Below are 17,790 nucleotides of genomic sequence, written 5' to 3'. Positions count from 1 at the left end.
GGTCATCGAGCCTGCACCGCCTTCTCGTAGAGGGTGGGGAGTCGTCCCCGGGGGTCGTACCTGTCCTTGACGGGCGTGTAGCCGTCACCGCCGTAGAGCCGCCGGAAGGTGGCCTCGTCGTAGTACGCGTCGGAGTAGAGCGACTTGTGGCCACCGAGCCGGGTGACCTCGGCCTCGATGCGCCGGTTGACGTCGCCCTCGACGGCGCCCGGCGCGATCGGCACCGACGACCAGAAGCCGACGTTGACGTAGCGTTCGTCGCGCGCCATCGGGTAGAGCGGCCACGGGGTGTCGTCGCCGTCGGTGGCTCCGTCGCGGTCGGAGGCCGCAGCGCCGTTGCGCCGCAGCTGGATCGGGCAGAGCCAGAGCGGCTCGATGGGCACCTCGCGCAGGAACCAGTCGACGAACTCGGCCGTGTGGTCGAGCGGGATCTCGACGTCCTGCACCACGCGCTCGCGGTCGGGTAGGCCTCGCAGCCGGTCGATGCGCCCCATGACACGGTGGCGGTTCTCGAAGGCGACGATCTTCCAGTAGACGTCGCTGCGCAGCAGGTGCCGCGGCCAGAGGCGTCGGATCGTCGGGTTCTGCGCGCCGAAGGCCCGGCTGCACCAGAACCAGTCGGTGTCCCAGCGCCAGAGGTAGTCGTGGGCGGTGAGCACGTCGGTGCGCCGCTGCTGGATCGAGCGGTAGAAGACCTGCTCGCCGGTGTAGTCGCTGGGCCGGGCCTGGCCCTCGAGGTGGTCGGTCCAGCGACCCAGCGTCAGGTAGGACTCGCTGGGGCCGAAGACGACGCCGTCGACGAAGTCGACCCGGTCGCCGTCCCACGTGTGCGCCTCCATGACGGTGCCGACCGCGTCGACGAGCGCCGCGACGGAGTCGAACCTCTCGTGGCGCAGCGCGACGTAGGGCCGCGCCGGCTCGAGCTCGATGACGAGGTCGAGGGCGTAGCCGAGCGAGCCGTAGGAGTTGGGGAAGGTGCGGAACAGGTCGGCGTGCTCACCGTCGGGTGTCGCGGTGACGACCTCGCCGGCACCGGTGAGCACCCGCATCTCGAGCACCGACTCGTGCGGGAGACCGTTGCGGAACGACGCCGCCTCGATGCCGAGCCCGGTGACGGCACCGCCGATGGTGATGGTGCGCAGCTGCGGCACGACGAGCGGCACGTAGCCGAGCTGCAGCAGCTCGTCGACGAGCTGCTCGTAGGTCGTCACGCCGCCGACGCGCGCGGTCGCCGGGCGGCCGTCGACGCCGGGAGTCACCTCGACGACCCCGCTCAGGGTCGACAGGTCGAGGCCGGGTGCGCCGGTGGCGCTGCGCACGCGGAAGAGGTTGGAGGTGCGCTTCGCGAGGCGCACCGGCTGGTCAGGCGGGAGGGCGGCATACGCCCGCCGGACGTCCGCGAGCGCGCGCTCGTGGTCGCGGACCCGCGTCGACGGGTCGTCACCCAACGTCGTGACCTGAGGGGCTGCCACGGTGCAAGTCAAACAGAGAAGGCTGACGGTGGTGGGGATTACTCGGTGGCCAGCATCGTCGCGCCGAGGCCGACCATCATCACGCCGCCGGTGGCGCCGAGCGTGTCGAGCCGGGCGGGCTTGCGGGCGAACCACTCCCGCGCGCGGGCGGCGAGCAACGCCCACATGCTGTCGCTGCAGACAGCCAGGGCACCGAACACCGCACCGAGCACCGCCATCTGCACGGCGACGTGGCCGGCGGCGGCGTTGGTGAACTGCGGGAGGAAGGCGACGAAGAAGAGGATCGTCTTGGGGTTGGTGAGCCCCACGACCATCCCGATGCGCAGTGCGTGCCCGCGCCTGCCCGAGACCTGCTTCTCGAGCGCCTGGCGGGCCTCGTGCCGGTGGCGGATCGCCTGGATGCCGAGCCAGATGACGTAGGCCGCACCCGCCACCTTGACGACGGTGTAGGCCGTCACGCTGGCGGCCACGATGGCGCCGAGGCCCACCGCGACGAGCACCGCCTGGGTGGTGACGCCGATGGCGTTCCCCACGACCGAGAGCAGCGCCTCGCGCCGGCCGACCGTGAGGGCACGACCGATGGTGAACAGCAGGCTGGGGCCCGGGACCTGGATGAAGAGGATCGACGCGATGAGGAACGCGACCCATTGACTCGACGTCGGCACCGGTCCAGTGTGCGCCCGGCCGGTCGTAAAGGGCAGGCGTTTTCCAGCCGGCGGACACTAGCGTCGGTCGGTATGACGACCTCGCGCACCGACCCGCCGCTCGCCGCAGACGAGGCGACCACACTCGTCGCGTTCCTCGACTACCACCGCGACACCCTCCGGCTGAAGACCGAGGGGCTGTCGGCGGAGCAGCTGGGTCAGCGGCTGCCGCCCTCGACCCTGACCCTGGGCGCGCTGCTGAAGCACGTCGCGCTGAACGAGGCGAGCTGGTTCGGCGAGGTGCTGCACGGACGACCGATGCCCGAACCGTGGGCCGGCGCCGACTGGGAGGCCGACCGTGACTGGGAGATGACCTCGGCCGCCGACGACAGCCCCGAGGAGCTGCGCCGGATCATGGACGAGTCGGTCGAGCAGGCCCGCCGTGACATCGACGCGGCGCTCGCGGCGGGCGGCCTGGACTTCCGGTCGGCCAGGCTGGACCGCAAGCAGAACCAGCAGTTCACGCTGCGCTGGATCCTGCTGCACATGATCGAGGAGTACGCCCGCCACAACGGGCACGCAGACTTCCTGCGCGAGAACGTCGACGGCGTCACGGGAGAGTGAGGCAGGCCCGCTTCAGGCAGAACCGGCGGAGCGGTTCCACGGCGACGACCTCCGCGAGGTCGCGGTAGCGCGCCGAGGCGTGCTCCCGCCGGCCGGTGCGCCACTCGAGGTCGGCGAGAGCGAGGGAGGCGTCCCTGCTCGCGTATGCCGGAGCGTGCGTCTCGAGGGAGGTGAGCTCCCGCTCCACCTCCACCAGGGCATCCGGTTCGCGGGCAGGCGTGGCGAGCTGGGCCTGGGCCGTGGCGACGAGCCGCGCGACCCGGACCGACGGCGAGGGCCAGCGCTGCTCGAGCGCACCGTAGAGCTGGACGATGCGCGGCCAGTCGGTGCGCTCGAACGTCGGTGCGCCCGAGTGCAGGCCGGCGATGGCCGCCTCGAGGGCGAAACGTCCGTCGCCCCGGGCCGCGAGCGTGGCGTCGTCGAGGCCCGCCGCCAGCAGCCCTGCGTCCCAACGGCGTCGGTCGACCTCGTCGAGGGCCAGGCCGGTGCCGTCGGCAGCGACTCGCCCCGGCCGTCGGGCCAGTCCCAGCCGGATGACGGCGCGCAGCCCGCGCACCTCGGTGTCGTCGGGATAGGCCGCGACGAGGGCGTCGGCGATCGAGAGCGCCTGGCGCCCGGTGTCGGCCAGTGCGTCGGCCGGGTCGAGCACGGTGCGGTGCGCAACCGTGAACATGCCTGAAACGCAGGCGATCACGACGGGCAGGCGGCGTGCGCGCTCGGCGGTGTCAGGCACGTGGAAGGCGCCGCGGGCCTCCGACAGGGCGCGCTTGGCCCGGGTCAGGCGCGCAGCCGCGGCGGTGTCCTGCACGCCGAGGTGACCGGCGATCTCGGAGATGGTGAGACCGCAGACCACACGGAGGGCCAGCACCATCCGCGAGGCGGGCGAGATGGCCTCGTCGCAGGCGACGAAGAGCAGGGCGAGGCGGTCGTCCAGCTCCTCGAGAACGTGGGCGGACAGGTCGTCGGCGTCCATGGCGATGCGGTCGGTGACCGGGTCCGAGACGGGATCGGCGTCGGGACGGGCGAGCTCGGGGGCGAGCCGCCGCTCCACCGAGCGGCGGCGGGCGTCGTCGAGCCAGGCGCGCTTGGCGACGGAGGTGCACCAAGCGGCATACGACTCGATGGCGGGTCCGCCGGAGCGCTCGTGGGCGGCGGCGCGGGCGACGGCCTCGGCGGCGTACTCCTCGGCGTCGTCGAGGCTCCCGGTGAAGGAGGCGAGGGCGCGCACGATGCGCGGCCACGCCTCCTCGAACCCACCCGACCCGAGCGGCACTCACATCCCCGTCGGGAAGACCTTGCGCCACTCGATGTGGCCGCCCGTGGGCACGAGGGCCGCGATCCGGCGCGCGGTGTCCTCGTCGTCGGTCTCGACGAGGTAGAAGCCGGTGATGACCTCGGAGGTGTCGGCGAACGGGCCGTCGGTGTAGACGGCGTCCTCGACCTTGCGGTCGCCCGACCCGGGGGTGACCGTGCCGCCGTGGCGGGAGTTCTGCAGTGCGTTGCCGCCGACGAGACGGGCGCCGAGGTCGACGACGGCCTTCTGGAAGGCCGCGTGCTCGGGGAAGCTCGAGTCCATCTCCTCGGTCGTCGTCGCGTTCGGGTCCTTGCCGGCGGGGGCGCCGTCGGCGGGCGGTGCGCCGTTCTGCCCGCCGTTCAACCAGGCGTCGGAGTTCCAGTCGCCCTCGTGGATCAGGTATGCGTACGTGTCGGCCATGGCCGGCTCCTTCTCTGCTCAGGTGTGCGATGTGCGGTGCGCGGTGCGGCGACCCTCGCCACATCATCCTGACGAACTCGGCCCCCGCGAATCGACACGTCGGCGCAACTCGTGCTCTCACGCCCTCCCGAGCCGTTCGAGACGGGCTTCGAGGGAGGCTCGCCGGTGGGCGTTGCCCGCGAGGTCGAGGTAGCGGTGGCCGAACGTCGCGAGCAGGGCGTCGTCGAGCCGCCGGACGGCGCCGGGTGGGTACTTGTAGCCCATCCGGCTGATGACGTCGGTGTCGTCGACGGGAGCGATCACCTCGGCCAGGCGCTCGATCGAGGTGATGCCGAGCTCGAGCAGCAGGCCCGACACCCAGGCGTAGTGGTCGGTGCGCGACCAGCCGGCGTCGGCGTACTTCGTGGCGAGGAACTTCGCGAGGTCCTGGGAGCTGATGCGGGGGTCCTGGACCGCGGCGTCCGGCGGCGTGGCCGGCAGCGCCATCTGAAGGCGGTCGCGGATGGCCGAGAACTCGCGGTCGGCGAGCTCGATGAGACCGGCTGCCAGCGTGAAGCGCCGGTCGAGGTCGTGCGCGTGCTCCTCGGGAACGGTGCCCTTGTAGCGGATGTCGTGCTCGAACTCGGCCCAGGCGTGCTGGAGCACGGTGCGGATCTGCACGGAGGCGCTGCGCCGGCGCAGGCCCTCGTACGCCGCGGGGATCGTGCGGCTGGCGTCGACGGCGACGAGCAGGTGCCGGCTCGCGTAGCCGAAGCGGCCCGAGCGTGCCGTCTCGAGGCCCATGTCTCGGTCGTCGAGGACGGCCAGCTCCTCCGCCAGCAGCTCGGCGACGGCGGCGACGTCGTCGTGGACGTAGGTGATGACCCGGACGCCGACCTGGTCGGTGATGTCGTTGAGCGGGTCGGGGTAGAGCAGCTCGCCGTCGCGGCGGCGCTCGGCCTTGGCGGCGAAGGAGGCCACGGTCTTGGTGCGGCCGCTCACGGTGAGGTAGTTGATCCCTGCCTCGTCGAGCAGTGCCCTCACCATCTCGACGAAGAGGGTGGTGTGGGACTCGACCTGGGGACGGACTGCTGCGTAGGCGGCGGCCACGTCGTTGCCTGGCGTCGCTGCCAGCTCGCTGTCGGACATGCGGCCATCCTGCCGTGCCGACAGCTCGGGCGCCGTCCTGTGGTCGCGATGCCACCAGAGCTCCCTGCCGTCGGACCCACCCCAGCCGTGACGGTCGCCCCACCAGCTGGGGACGCCCGGCGCCACCCTCGCATGTGCCGGGAAGGCGCGGAAGGCCGCGTCGACGAGCCCGACGGCGCCGTCGTTCTCCCAGTCCGAGCAGCAGGGATGCACCTCGTCGCTCGACGCGCATGGGAACGGGTGGTCGAGGCCCACGCTGAAGCCGAGCGTGCGGAAGAGTGCGATGACGGCCTCGAGCGTGATGCCGTGGTTGCCGGTCTCGAGTCGGGCGATACGACTCTGTGGGACCCCGAGCCGCTCGGCGAGGCCACGCTGGCTCAGCAGGCCTACGCCAGTGCGTCGGTCGTCGTCGAACCTGTGGACACCCAGCGCCGCCGGGCGGGGGCTGTGGACGAGCGAGCAGCCGCCGGCAATGCACGCTGCCTCCGCGGCGACTCTGCCTTGATTCGCGTGGTGACGCACTCGTGACCGTCGTCGAGGTTGAGTCGCTCGGCGAGGCAACGCAGAGCGAGGAAAGGCGTGGACTCGGTGGGCGCGGTGGTGCGAGCGTGGCGGCATGCACCTCGAGACGTCCCGCCTGCGCATCCGCCCCTGGTCCCACGACGAGGCCGACCGGGTTCTCGACATCCAGAGCCGGATCGAGGTCGTGAAGTGGCTCGGCGACGGTGAGCCGGTGCTCATGAACGACCTCGACGAGGCGCACGAGCGGATCGACCGCTACCACCGTCGCAGCGAGGCCCCGCCGCTCGGCTTCTGGGCTGTCGAGGTGCGCGAGACGGGGGTCGTGGCCGGCTCGGTCATCCTGCTGACACTGCCGAACGCCGACGACGGTGAGGTCGAGGTCGGCTGGCACCTGCACCCCGACTCCTGGGGCCACGGCTACGCCACCGAGGCCGCGGCGGCCGTCATCACGCACGGCTTGGCCGGCGGCCTTCCGGAGATCTACGCGATCACCCACACGACCAACACGGCCTCCCAGGCCGTCTGCGGGCGTCTCGGGCTCCACGACCTCGGGGTGATGGAGAAGTGGTACGAGGGGCAGTCCCGGGTCTACCGCACCACGCCGGAGAGCTGGACCCAGCTTGGCTGAGGCGCCATCGTCACCGCGCTCGTCAGCCGCGCTCGTCAGCCGCGCTCGTCAGCCTCCGACGTGCACCTGCGGCCGCCGGGCGGGGTCCGGCTCGGCACGGCGGATGATCTCGTGCGTGAGGGGCGGGATGTCGCCCTCGCCCGCCAGCAGGAAGCGCAGCACGTTCTGGCCGGGTGCCTTCTCGCTCCACTCGAAGTAGATGTGCGGCGGCTTGCTCACGCGGTCGCGCACGTCGAGCAGCACGGCGGCCAGCACGTTGGGGACCGACGGCCCGGTGGCGCGGAGGATGTAGTGGCCACCGACGACGGCCGAGGTGACGTGCACGGTCGTCGCGAAGTCGCTCGCGTCGCTGATCTCCACCTCGAGGAAGATCGCACCCTGACGCGCGTTGAGGTGGTTGTGCATCCGCACGTCGAGTGACTTCGCGCGGTACTCCTCGCGGTCTCCGGCGTTGATCTTGTTGGCGATGAACCGCAGCGGCTGCGGGCCGAGCGCCGCGTCGTCGAGGATCGCCTTCGCTCCGTCGTCGTAGACCACCCGCTGCACCCGCAGCTCGGTCGAGCGCACGATGCGCGACCACACGCTGATCACGACGATGAGCGCGATGAAGACCAGGGCGATGACGAGGCCCTCGGGACGCTCCACGATGGTGACCGTGATCGTGTAGACGAAGATCGCGCTCACGACCGCGAAGAACCCGGCCGCGCCCCGATGCCCCCGGCGCAGCTCGGTGAGGAACACCGCGATCGCCGCCGAGGTCATCAGCGCGAGCACGCCGGTGGCATACGCTCCCGCCTGCTCGTCGACGTTGGCGCTGAACGCGAGCGTCACGACCGCGGCGATGAACGACAGCACGAGCACGAGCGGCCGGGTCGACCGCGCCCAGTCGGGAGCCATGCCGTAGCGGGGCAGGTAGCGGGGCACGATGTTGAGCAGGCCTGCCATGGCGGAGGCGCCCGCGAACCAGAGGATGCCGATGGTCGACGCGTCGTAGACGGTGCCGAAGCCCTCCCCGAGCAGCTCGTGGGCGAGGTAGGCCAGGGCGCGACCGTTCGCCTGCCCGCCCGGCTCGAACTGCTGGTGCGGGATGAGCAGCGTCGTGACGAGCGACGACCCGATGAGCAGCACGCTCATGATGAGGGCGGCCGTCGTCAGCAGCTTGCGGGCGTTGCGGATGCGGCCGAGCGGCGCCTCCGCGGTGTCGGACGGGTCGCCCTTGACCAGCGGCATGACCACGACGCCGGTCTCGAAGCCGGACAGGCCGAGCGCGAGCGCCGGGAAGACGAGCAGGGCGGCGCCGACGATGCCGAAGGGGGCGGAGTGCGCCGCCGTCATCGCATCGACCCAGTCGCCGAAGGCGGTGGGGTGGTTGCCGATCTCGACGATGCCGCGGACGAGCACGACGGCGCTCAGGCCGAGGTACGCGACGACGAGCACGACGGCGATCCCGATCGCCTCCTTGAAACCCTTGAGGAAGATGCCCGCGAGCAGCACGAGCAGGGTCAGCGTGACGCCCACCTGGTGCCCGGACAGCGCGGACTTGAGGTAGGGGTTCTCGATGAGGTGGGCGCTCGCGTCGGCGGCGGACAGCGTGATCGTGATGACGAAGCCGGTCGCCACGAAGCCGAGCAGGCACAGCACGAGGATCTTGCTCGGCCAGTACGACAGGAGGCGCTCGAGCATCGACAGGCTGCCGTCACCGTGCGGGCTCTCCGCCGCGACCCTCCGGTACATCGGCAGGGCGCCGAAGAGCGTGATCAGCACGAGGACGAGCGTCGCGATGGGCGACAGGGCGCCGGCGGCGAGCGCGGCGATGCCGGGCTGGTAGCCGAGCGTCGAGAAGTAGTCGACACCGGTCAGGCACATGACCCGCCACCACGGCTGGACGTGGTCCTGCTCCTGCGCCTCCGACTCGCGCTCGTAGTAGCCGCCGGGATCGGGCTCCTCGGCGTCGAGGAACCACCGCATCAGGGGCGTGCGCTCTGCGCGCTGCGTCGTCACGGCGGCGAAGTCTAGGGGGCAGTGCTGGGAACCCCTGGTCGGGCGGCGTGCTGGTAGGCGAGCGAGAGCGCGACGAGGCCGAGCGCCCAGAGCGCGTGCGCCCCGTTGACGACCAGGAGCGCGACGACCGAGACGAACGCGACGAGGGCCGTCCACCAGCCGGCGGTGTTTCGTCGGAGCAGGCGCAGCGCGGCGCCCGTGCCCAGGACGTAGACGAGCGTGAAACACCCGGTGGCCAGGAGCATGAGCGGGGTCAGGCCGAGGTCCAGCGCGACGGAGACCGCGACCGACAGCGCCGACATGCCCGTGATGAGAGCGATGCTGCGACGCGGCACCTGCCCGGCGCCGCCGCCGGCCGCGAGCCAGCGGGGGAGCGCGCCGTCCCGCGCCAGTGCCGCGCCGAGCCGTGAGCCGCCCGCGAAGTACGCGTTCATGGCACCGACCGTCAGCAGCACGGCGACGACCGCGGTCACGACCCGGGCCTGCTCGCCGAGGGCGATCGCCATGAGGTCGGAGAGCGGCGCCTGGCTGTGGCCGGTCGCCGGGCCGAGCACGAGCACGCTCGTCGTGGCGAGACCGAGGTAGAGCACGCCCACCACGGCGACGGCGATCGTCGTCGCCCTCGTGACGTCGCGGCCGGGGTCTCGGTAGTCGCCGGCGAGGGACGCGACGGCCTCCCAGCCCGCGAAGCCCCAGACGAGCACCGCGGCGGCCGTCCCGACCGCACCCCAGCCGTTGGGCGCGAACGGGGTCAGCGAGTCGGTGCTGCCGTGGGGGAGGGCGAACGCCATCGTCGCGGTCATGAGCAGGGCGAGCACGCTCGCGAGGCCGAGCTGCACGCGTCCGGAGAAGCGCAGCCCGGCGAGGTTCATCAGACCGGTCCCGAGGATGAGGGCGCAGCCGACCGCGACCGTGGTGGCGCGGCCTCCACCGACGGCGTCGGCCACGTAGCCGCCGGCCATCATCGGCGCCGGCGGCGCCCCGACCGGGACGGCGAAGTAGAAGCACCACCCCACGGCGCCGGCGGCTCGGTCGCCGAACGCGCGCCGCACGTACGTCGACACGCCTCCGCCGTCCGGGTGGCGTGCGCCGAGCGCCGCGAACGTGCTGGCAAGTGGGATCGACAGCAGCACGAGCGCCGCCCAGGCGACGAGCGATGCCGGACCGGCGACCTCGGCGGCGAGCGCGGGGAGGGTGATGACGCCGGTGCCGAGGACGGCGCCCACCGACAGGGCCCCACCCTGAGCGACGGTGAGGCTGGGGGCGCGCGAGAGGCTGCGGGTCTCGAGGGCGGGGTGGACGGGCGTGGCCATGCCCCAAGACTTCCGTCGGAGTGGACCGGTCAGAAGGTCCACTTCTTGCCCGCCTGTTTGGGCCACTCTACGCTGGCCGCGTGGACATGCACGTCGGCGTTGCCGGCTCCGGCGACCTCACCGCCCAGATCTACGCGCAGCTGCGCGAGGCCGTGCTGGACGGGCGTCTCGCCGGCGGGGACCGGGTGCCGGCGACCCGTGAGCTGGCAGCGAGCCTGCGCGTCTCACGGGGCACGGTGACGGCGGCCTACGACCGGCTCCTCGCGGAGGAGCTGCTCGAGAGCCGGCGAGGGGCCGGGACCTTCGTCGCGACCGGCTGCGTGCCCCCGGCCCGCTCCTCGGGCGTGGTTCGGGGCAGGCGGACGCGTCCGGGAGCCGTCACCCCCTCGGACCTGTGGCGCTCGCCGTCCGCCCCACCACGTGTGCCGGCAGGCGCGTCCTACGACTTCTCCGTGGGCGTGCCGGACGCGGCCCTCTTCCCGCTCGCCACCTGGCGTCGCATCGTCAGCGGCACCCTGCGGCGCGGACGACTCGCGGCCGACACGTACGACGAGGGTGGCCCGAGCCGCCTCGAGGCCGAGATCGCGCGGTATGCCGGGCTGTCGCGGTCCGTCGCCGCGTCCGCCGACGACGTGGTGACGACGGCCGGCGCGCAGCAGGCGCTGGACCTCGTCGCCCGAGTGTTCCTCGAGCCGGGCGACGTCGTCGCGGTCGAGGACCCCGGCTACACGGCCGCCGCACGGCTCTTCGAGACCCACCGCGCCACCGTGCGTGGCGTGCCCGTCGACGGCGAGGGCATCGTGGTCGACGCGCTGCCCGAAGCCGCCCGACTCGTCTACGTCACCCCGTCGCACCAGCACCCCACGGGTGTCGCCATGTCTCGTGCGCGACGGATCGCTCTGTTGGAGTGGGCGGTCCGGCGTGACGCGGTGGTCGTCGAGGACGACTACGACAGCGAGTTCCGGTTCGCCGACCGGCCTCTGGAGCCGCTGCAGAGCCTGGACCGCGACGGCCGGGTCGTCTACGTCGGGTCGTTCTCGAAGTCGCTGCTGCCCGGACTGAGGGTGGGCTACGCGATCGTGCCGGCTTCGCTCACGGCGGCGCTGCGCGAGGCGAAGCGGGTGACGATGTGGGACGGGGACGCGGTGACGCAGCGAGCCCTTGCCGACTTCCTCGCCGAGGGCCACCACGCCGCGCACGTGAAGCGGGCGACGAAGGTCTACCGGGCTCGCCGCGAGGAGCTGCTGCAGGGCCTCGCCGGCCTCGAGGACTGGGTCGAGGTCGTGCCGTCCGCCGCAGGCCTGCACGTCTGCACCTTCCTGCGCGACGGTCGGCTCGACGACGTCGCCATCGCCGACGACGCCCTCGCGGCAGGCGTCTTCGTCGACCCGCTGTCGCCGAGGCACGTGGAGCAACGGCCCCGCCACGGGCTCGCCTTCGGCGTCGGCGGCATACGCGAGGGGGAGATCACCCCCGCGCTCGCAGTGCTGAGAGGCGTGCTCAGTGGGTCTCGACCGCGGCCCCACGCCGGCGGATGATCGCGAACTGCGACGCGAGCGGGACGATGCCGAGGATGAGCACCATCGGCACGGCGAAGCCGATGCGCAGGTCGTCGGCACCGACCGCGCCGGTGAGCACGGCGCCGAGCAGCGCTCCGACGTAGTTGAACTGGTTGAACCGGGCCACGACCTGGTCGGTGCGGTCGATGCGCTCGCCGGCGGAGTCGTCCTCGCCGCCCGCGATGGCGCCGGCCGCGGAGAAGCTGAGCGGAGCGATCGTCGCGACGGCACCCCCGAGGAGCGTGAAACCGATGACGGCGACGAACCACGTGGGCGCGAAGACGATGACGGCCAGCGAGGCCGCGGCGACGACACCGCTGACCCGCAGCAGCCACACCGCGCCGTGCCGGTCGACGAGACCGTCGCCGACCGCGCGGGCGAGGAGCGTCGCGACGAGGTAGGGCAGCGTCGCGAGCGCGGTGAGCCCGCTCGGGGCGTCCAGGGCGCCCTTGAGGTAGACCGGGCCCCAGGTCGTCGCTGCGGTGTCGACCATGTAGAAGAGCACCATCGCCAGGCCGAGGAGCGCGATGCGCCGCCACGGCACGTCGATCGCGGCGTCGACCCGGGCGAGCCGGTCGCGACGGACGAACGGTGCCGCGAGGGCGGCCAGCGGGAAGAAGAGCAGCGGTAGCAAGCCCGGGCCGAGGTCCACGGCCACGGTCGCCAGCGTGACGACGGTGCCGAGGACGCCGCCCGCGGTCCAGAACGCGTGGAACGACGGCAGGATCGGACGCCGGTAGAGGTGCTCGACCGTGACGGCCTGCATGTTCGACGACGCGTCGACGAGGCCGAGCGCCAGGCCGTAGACGGCGAGCCCGGCGACGAAGACCGCGAACGTCGGCGCGAGCAGCAGCAGCCCCAAGCCGAGCGTCGCAGCGACGAGTCCGACGCGCACGACGACCGCGCTCGACGTGCGTGCCGCGACCACCTCGGCCACGACCGAGCCGACGCCTGCGAGGAGCACGACCATGAGCAGCAGGCCGCTCACGGCGAGCTCGTCGAGGTCCCACCTCTCCTGGATCTGCGGCAGCCGCGTCGTCAGCGAGATGAAGAGCAGGCCCTGCACGAAGAACGCGGTGCCTGCGGCGAGGCGCCCGCGGAGCAGGGGGGAGGTCTCGGCCCGGAGTGTCACGGATGGTCACCCTTTCGTCCGGGGGTCACGGCGTCAAGGAGTCGGAGTCAGCAGCAGGCGTCGCCCCGCCAGTTCGAGCGGCCCTCGCGCACGGCGACCCCGGCGATGACGAGGGCGGCGAGGGCGTCGATCCACCACCACCCGAGGAGAGCGTCGGCGAGGAGGCCGGCGAGGAGCACGGCCGAGAGGTAGGTGCAGAGCAGGGTCTGGGTGCCGTCCGCGACGACGGCGCCCGAGCCGAGCTCGCGGCCGGTGAGGCGCTGCCAGTGCGACAGCAACGGCATGACCGCCAGGGACACTGCGGCGAGGACGATGCCGACGACGGAGGTGTCGGGCTGCTCACGCCCCACGAGGGCGCGCACCGACTCGACCGTCACGTAGGCCGCGAGCGCGAAGAACGAGATGGCGATGAGGCGACGGGCCCGGTGCTCGCGCTCCTCGGGCACCGGGTGGTGGAACTGCCAGAGGATCACGAGCCCGCTCAGCACCTCGACGGTCGAGTCGAGCCCGAAGCCCACGAGGGCCGTCGAGTCGGCGACGCGGCCGGACGCGATCGCGACGACCGCCTCGACGACGTTGTAGGCGACCGAGGCCAGGGCGAGGAGCCGGGCCCGGCGCACGAGGGCGGCCCGCCGCGAAGGCGGAAGCAACGAGAAGACCGGCAGCGAGGGGGTGCTCACCAGTCGGCTCCCTGGCACCGGCTTCGGTCGGTGGTCTCGATCTGCAGGGTCGCGTGTGCGACGTGGAAGCGTTCACGCAGCATCCGGCTCGCTGCCTCGAGGACCTCGGGCCCGGCATCGGCTCGAGAGGTGACGAGGTGGGCCGTGGCGACATCCATCCCCGAGGTGAGCGTCCAGACGTGGAGGTCGTGCACCTCGGTGACGCCGGGCACCTCGCCCAGGGCCTGCAGCACGGCGGTGGGCTCCATCCCCGAGGGTGCGTGCTGCCCGAGCACGGCGACGACCTCGCCGCCGAGCCCGACTGCGCGCACGGCCACGAAGGCCGCGATGGCGAGCGCGACGACGGTGTCCCAGTACGTGCTGCCGGTGGCCCGCACCATCAGGGCGGCGGCGATGACCCCGATCGACCCGACGGTGTCGGCGACGACCTCGAGGTAGGCGCCCTTGACGTTGAGGCTCTCGCGCGACCCGCCGCGGAGCAGCAGCAGGGAGACGACGTTGACGACCAGACCGATGGAGCCGACGACGAGCATGGCGCCGGAGGCGACCGTGGCCGGCGAACCGATGCGCCCGAGTGCCTCGACGACGATGTAGACGGCGACGCCGAGCATGAGCAGCACCGCGAGGCCCGTGGCGAACACCTCGGCGCGGTAGGACCCGAACGTGCGCCGACCGGTCGTGTCGGCGCGCGTGGCGATGCGGGTCGCGACGAGCGCGGCGCCGAGCGTCACGACGTCGGCCGCCATGTGGCCGGCGTCGGAGAGGAGGGCCAGCGAGCCGGAGACGAGGCCCGTGACGAGCTCGACGCCGAAGAACGCGCCGACGAGGCCGAAGGCGACGGCGAGGCGCCAGCGGTGCCGGCCGCCGGCGTGCGCGCCCTCGGTGCCGCGGGGCCCGTGGCCGTGGCTCACGGCCGGGTGCCCCCGTCGTGGAGGGCGTGCTCGCGCGTGACGTCGAGCAGCAGGCGGACGTGGGCGTCGCTGAGACGGTAGAAGATGTTGCGGCCCTCGCGGCGGCCGGTGACGACACCCGAGGCGCGCAGCAGCCGCAGGGCCTGCGAGACAGTGGTCTCCGCCGTGCCGGTGGCTGCCGCCAGGTCGCAGACGCAGAGCTCGCCGGCTTCGAGCAGGGCGTAGAGCAGGCGCGCCCGGGTGGGATCGCCGAGCAGCTTGAAGACGCTGGTCACCCGGGCCAGCTCGTCGGCCCCGGGGGCGTTGTCGGTGGCCAGCGCCACCTTCTCGGGGTGCACGCACGGGGTGGCGCAGGCGTCGAGGCCGGTGACGGTGCTCATGGTCTCCCGCTTCATCTGACCGGATGTTCAGATGTCACTGTCGTGTCGCGCGCGCCGTCCTGTCAAACGTGCCACGCCGGCGGCAGACTGGCGCGCATGCTCCGACTGACCGTGACGATCCCGAGCGAGCTCACCGACCGGGTGACGCAGGTCCTCTCCGACTCCTCGGCCGTGAGCACGTTGTCCGTCCTGAGAGGTGCTGCGCTGCGCCCGGTCGGCGACGTCGTCCAGGCCGACGTCGCCCGCGAGGGTGCCAACGCCATCGTCGAGAGACTGCGCGACCTCGGGGTCCAGGAGGGTGGCACCCTGCAGCTCGAGCCCGTGAGCACCTGGATCTCCAGGGCCGGCTTCGAGGCCGACGAGGAGACGCCCGGCAGCAGCGCGGACGCCGTCGTGTGGGCGGAGGTCGCCCAGCGCTCCTACGAGGAGAGCGAGCTGAACTGGACCTTCCTCTCCTTCATGTCGCTCGCGACACTCATCGCCGGCATCGCCATCGTGCTCGACACCCAGATCCTCGTCATCGGTGCGATGGTCCTCGGGCCGGAGTTCGGCGCCATCGCGGCGCTGGGTGTCGCCTTGGTGCGGCGGCGGCCCCTGCTGCTGGCGGTGGCTGCCCGGGCGCTGGCCGTCGGCTTCGCGGTAGCGATCGCGGTGACGTGCGTGGCCGCACTGGCCGGCCGGGCGCTGGGGTGGGTGACCCTCGAGGACGTCACCGGCCACCGCCCCGCGACGGCGTTCATCTACACGCCGGACAAGTGGTCGTTCGTCGTCGCCGTGCTGGCCGCGGTCGCGGGCGTGCTGTCCCTGACCTCGGCGAGGGTCACCGGGCTCAGCGGGGTCTTCATCTCGGTGACGACCATCCCGGCCGCCGGCAACGTCGCCCTCGGTCTCGCCTTCGGCGCCTGGAGCGAGGTCCGGGGAAGCGTGCTGCAGCTCGTCGTCAACATCACGGGGATGGCGCTCGCCGGCTGGGTCACCCTCGCGCTGCAGCGCGCGATCTGGTCGCGGGTGCCGGCCCCGAGGTCGCACTCGCGCCTGAGCCGGCACGTCCACGCCGAGCCGCCGCCGCCGCGGTAGAGCTCGGTGGCGCCTGACAGCGCTACGGAGTCGTGGTGGGCCGCGGCACGGGAGGCGGCAGCGTGAACGTCGTGGAGAGCGCCCCGTTGACGAGGGAGAGCAGCACCCCTGTCTCCTGGCGGATGACGGCGTACCGGTTCGAGGCGACGGGCGACCCGGCGGCCGCCTCGTCGGCACCGGCGCGGGCGAACAGCCCGAGCGACAGGAGCCGCCCGTAGTAGCTGGGCGCGTCGAGCCCGGGTGGCGGGCCGTTGGCGCCGAGCCTCGCCAGATGCTGGGTCACGGCATCGAGCTGGAGTGCAGCCGCATTGCCGGACAACGGGATTCGGTCGAGGACGCGCACGTCGTTGACGAGGTTCGCGTAGTCGGCGAGGGCCGTTGCGCGGTTGAAGACGGTGCTCGTCGTCAGGCTGGGTCGGGGAAGGGCTGTGACGGTGACGGTGGGTGTGGCGACCACGGTCGTCGTCGTCGCGTGCACGACCGTCGTCGTCGCGGTGACGGTGCGCGTGTCGATCTCGGTGACCGTGACCGTCTGCGTCGGCACGGGTGTCCCCGTGACCGCGGACCCGGCGACCTGGCTCAGCTCGACGTCGGGCTTGCCTGTCGTGCAGGCGGTGAGGGCCGCCGTCAGCCCCAGTGCGAGCGCAGCCGGGAGAGCGACGCTGGCTGCGGCCTTGGCTCGGCGCACGGTCGACTCCGGTGTTCGACGGGACAATTGGTGACTGTGGGTCGATTGTGGGGCGTCCCCGGCCCGCGCGCGAGCGAATGCGCCAATCGCGCAGTCAGGTGCGCGCAGCCGCGAGCTGCGGCCGGGTGACGAAGAGGGCGCCGTCGACCACCGCGCCGCGCAGGTCGGCGTCGCGCAGGTCCGCGCCGAGCAGGTCGGCCCAGCGCAGGTCGGCGCCCCTGAGGTCGGCGGCGATGAGCAGCGCGCCGCGCAGGTCCGTCGCCCGGAGGTCGAGGCCCCGCAGGTCGGCGCCGACGAGGTCGGCGCCTGCACCGACCCGACGCACCCGGCGTGACTGCGCGCGTATGCCGTCACGTCGCCGATGCCGTTCGCGCACTGAGGCGCTCACGGTGCGGAGGAGCTCGCCGACGCGCGATCGAAGCTCGACGAGGTCGACCGCGAGGAGGCTCTCGGGGCCGGCTCTCGTGGCCGCGCCGACCTCGTCGACGAGGCCGGCCAGTGCGACCTCCGTGCTGCGGTCGGGATCGAGGGCAGCCGCCTCGAGGAGGTGGGACAGCATCTCGTGCAGCTGGCGCATGACGGGCAGGACGGCATACATCGTCGGGGCGGTGCCGGGGGCGTCGCGCCACGAGACCCCTCCGAAGGTCACCTGCGACACCTGCTGGCCCGCACCGAAGCAGTCGAAGGTCACGCAGCCTCGCCAGCCACCCTCGAGGAGCCGGTCGTGGATGCCGCAGCGGTGGTCGGCGAGCAGGTTGCGGCACGGCTCGCCACCGGACTTGTCGACGGGGAAGTCGGCCGACCGGGCGAAGGGCAGAGCGACGCAGCAGAGACCGAAGCACCGCGAGCAGTCCGCCTCGAGACGGGGCAGGCCGTGAGCGCCCATGTCAGAGAAGGGAGCTCGGGTCGTCCGGGACATCGGCGGCATACGACTGGAGCAGCTGGAGCGGCACGACCTCGAGTGCGCGCTCGTGCGTGGCGGCGAGGACCACCGGTGCGCCCGCGCCGTCCTGGTGCGCCTGCAGCCACCGGATCGCGACGACGCACCAGGTGTCGCCGGGTGTGAGGCCGGGAAAGCGCCACTCCGGCCGCGGGGTGACGAGGTCGTTGCCGACGCTGCGCTGGTGGGCGAGGAACTCGGGCGTGACAACGACGCAGATGGTGTGGCTGCCGCGGTCCTCGGGCCCGGTCGTGCAGTAGCCGGTGCGGTAGAAGCCGGTCACCGGGTCGGTGCCACACGGCTCGAGCTCACCGCCGAGCACGTTCCGTTCACGGGCTGCCATGCCCCAAACCTAGTCGCCGGGACGCCGCCGCCCG

Annotated in this window: 18 protein-coding genes and 1 pseudogene; 4 read left to right on the top strand and 15 right to left on the bottom strand. The window is 72.6% G+C overall.

What is annotated here, in order from left to right; genetic code table 11:
* Positions 1 to 2: 2 nt before the first annotated feature.
* Positions 3 to 1,472 (bottom strand): FAD-binding oxidoreductase, encoded by a 1,470-nt coding sequence (locus tag ACFQ2V_RS15120; RefSeq protein WP_386053670.1) that lies wholly within the window; start codon positions 1,470 to 1,472, stop codon positions 3 to 5.
* A gap of 38 nt (positions 1,473 to 1,510) precedes the next feature.
* Positions 1,511 to 2,137, bottom strand: a complete 627-nt coding sequence (locus ACFQ2V_RS15115) for a LysE family translocator (protein WP_386053669.1) — start codon at positions 2,135 to 2,137, stop codon at positions 1,511 to 1,513.
* 72 nt (positions 2,138 to 2,209) lie between these two features.
* Here ACFQ2V_RS15115 and ACFQ2V_RS15110 point away from each other — a divergent pair, with 72 nt between their 5' ends.
* On the top strand, positions 2,210 to 2,740 hold the full coding sequence (locus ACFQ2V_RS15110) for a DinB family protein (protein ID WP_386053668.1): 531 nt from the start codon (positions 2,210 to 2,212) through the stop codon (positions 2,738 to 2,740).
* Here the strand turns inward: ACFQ2V_RS15110 and ACFQ2V_RS15105 are convergent.
* The 4 genes and pseudogenes from ACFQ2V_RS15105 to ACFQ2V_RS15090 all read right to left on the bottom strand — a co-directional run.
* Entirely contained in the window at positions 2,727 to 4,013 is a 1,287-nt protein-coding gene (locus ACFQ2V_RS15105; RefSeq protein ID WP_386053667.1) for a DUF6596 domain-containing protein, read from the bottom strand. The two genes, ACFQ2V_RS15110 and ACFQ2V_RS15105, sit on opposite strands and share 14 nt — an antisense overlap.
* On the bottom strand, positions 4,014 to 4,454 hold the full coding sequence (locus ACFQ2V_RS15100) for a YciI family protein (RefSeq protein WP_386053666.1): 441 nt from the start codon (positions 4,452 to 4,454) through the stop codon (positions 4,014 to 4,016).
* Between the two features lie 117 nt (positions 4,455 to 4,571).
* The gene (locus ACFQ2V_RS15095) at positions 4,572 to 5,582 is read right to left on the bottom strand and encodes a GTP pyrophosphokinase (protein WP_386053756.1); all 1,011 of its coding nucleotides are present in this window, start codon (positions 5,580 to 5,582) and stop codon (positions 4,572 to 4,574) included.
* Positions 5,583 to 5,894: 312 nt separating this feature from the next.
* Positions 5,895 to 6,200, bottom strand: a pseudogene (locus ACFQ2V_RS15090) (helix-turn-helix domain-containing protein); the annotation flags it as partial.
* Here ACFQ2V_RS15090 and ACFQ2V_RS15085 point away from each other — a divergent pair.
* A complete protein-coding gene (locus ACFQ2V_RS15085) occupies positions 6,199 to 6,732 on the top strand; it encodes a GNAT family N-acetyltransferase (RefSeq protein WP_386053665.1) in 534 nt (177 codons plus the stop codon). The pseudogene ACFQ2V_RS15090 and the gene ACFQ2V_RS15085 sit on opposite strands and share 2 nt — an antisense overlap.
* Before the next feature lie 48 nt (positions 6,733 to 6,780).
* Here the strand turns inward: ACFQ2V_RS15085 and ACFQ2V_RS15080 are convergent, their stop codons facing one another.
* Positions 6,781 to 8,700, bottom strand: coding sequence for an amino acid transporter (locus ACFQ2V_RS15080; RefSeq protein WP_386053755.1), 1,920 nt, complete (start codon positions 8,698 to 8,700; stop codon positions 6,781 to 6,783).
* A gap of 44 nt (positions 8,701 to 8,744) precedes the next feature.
* Positions 8,745 to 10,046: an amino acid permease gene (locus ACFQ2V_RS15075; RefSeq protein WP_386053664.1), complete on the bottom strand. Its 1,302-nt coding sequence runs from the start codon at positions 10,044 to 10,046 to the stop codon at positions 8,745 to 8,747.
* Between the two features lie 86 nt (positions 10,047 to 10,132).
* Here ACFQ2V_RS15075 and pdxR point away from each other — a divergent pair, with 86 nt between their 5' ends.
* Positions 10,133 to 11,584: a MocR-like pyridoxine biosynthesis transcription factor PdxR gene (gene pdxR / locus ACFQ2V_RS15070; protein WP_386053754.1), complete on the top strand. Its 1,452-nt coding sequence runs from the start codon at positions 10,133 to 10,135 to the stop codon at positions 11,582 to 11,584.
* Here the strand turns inward: pdxR and ACFQ2V_RS15065 are convergent.
* Genes ACFQ2V_RS15065 through ACFQ2V_RS15050 form a run of 4 tightly spaced genes read right to left on the bottom strand, consistent with a single transcriptional unit; the run spans position 11,547 to position 14,708 of the window.
* On the bottom strand, positions 11,547 to 12,737 hold the full coding sequence (locus tag ACFQ2V_RS15065; protein ID WP_386053663.1) for an MFS transporter: 1,191 nt from the start codon (positions 12,735 to 12,737) through the stop codon (positions 11,547 to 11,549). The genes pdxR and ACFQ2V_RS15065 overlap by 38 nt on opposite strands.
* 47 nt (positions 12,738 to 12,784) lie before the next feature.
* Positions 12,785 to 13,417 (bottom strand): cation transporter, encoded by a 633-nt coding sequence (locus tag ACFQ2V_RS15060; RefSeq protein WP_386053662.1) that lies wholly within the window; start codon positions 13,415 to 13,417, stop codon positions 12,785 to 12,787.
* Entirely contained in the window at positions 13,414 to 14,328 is a 915-nt protein-coding gene (locus ACFQ2V_RS15055) for a cation diffusion facilitator family transporter (protein WP_386053661.1), read from the bottom strand. The genes ACFQ2V_RS15060 and ACFQ2V_RS15055 overlap by 4 nt, the downstream gene beginning before the upstream one ends.
* Entirely contained in the window at positions 14,325 to 14,708 is a 384-nt protein-coding gene (locus ACFQ2V_RS15050) for an ArsR/SmtB family transcription factor (RefSeq protein WP_386053660.1), read from the bottom strand. Before ACFQ2V_RS15050 ends, ACFQ2V_RS15055 begins: the two co-directional genes overlap by 4 nt.
* 96 nt (positions 14,709 to 14,804) lie before the next feature.
* On the opposite strand from ACFQ2V_RS15050, the gene ACFQ2V_RS15045 reads away from it, so the two are divergent.
* Positions 14,805 to 15,785 (top strand): DUF389 domain-containing protein, encoded by a 981-nt coding sequence (locus tag ACFQ2V_RS15045; protein WP_386053659.1) that lies wholly within the window; start codon positions 14,805 to 14,807, stop codon positions 15,783 to 15,785.
* Between the two features lie 22 nt (positions 15,786 to 15,807).
* On the opposite strand, the gene ACFQ2V_RS15040 is transcribed toward ACFQ2V_RS15045, so the two are convergent.
* The 3 genes from ACFQ2V_RS15040 to ACFQ2V_RS15030 form a co-directional block, all read right to left on the bottom strand.
* Positions 15,808 to 16,500, bottom strand: coding sequence for a hypothetical protein (locus ACFQ2V_RS15040; RefSeq protein ID WP_386053658.1), 693 nt, complete (start codon positions 16,498 to 16,500; stop codon positions 15,808 to 15,810).
* 67 nt (positions 16,501 to 16,567) lie between these two features.
* On the bottom strand, positions 16,568 to 17,359 hold the full coding sequence (locus ACFQ2V_RS15035) for a pentapeptide repeat-containing protein (RefSeq protein ID WP_386053657.1): 792 nt from the start codon (positions 17,357 to 17,359) through the stop codon (positions 16,568 to 16,570).
* A 1-nt stretch (position 17,360) separates the two neighbouring features.
* Positions 17,361 to 17,756, bottom strand: coding sequence for a DUF2237 family protein (locus tag ACFQ2V_RS15030; protein ID WP_386053656.1), 396 nt, complete (start codon positions 17,754 to 17,756; stop codon positions 17,361 to 17,363).
* Positions 17,757 to 17,790 lie beyond the last annotated feature (34 nt).

Origin of the sequence: Terrabacter terrigena (assembly GCF_042676085.1) — a bacterium.
GTDB lineage: Bacteria > Actinomycetota > Actinomycetes > Actinomycetales > Dermatophilaceae > Terrabacter > Terrabacter terrigena.
This window is presented reverse-complemented; position numbering and strand designations above follow the sequence as displayed.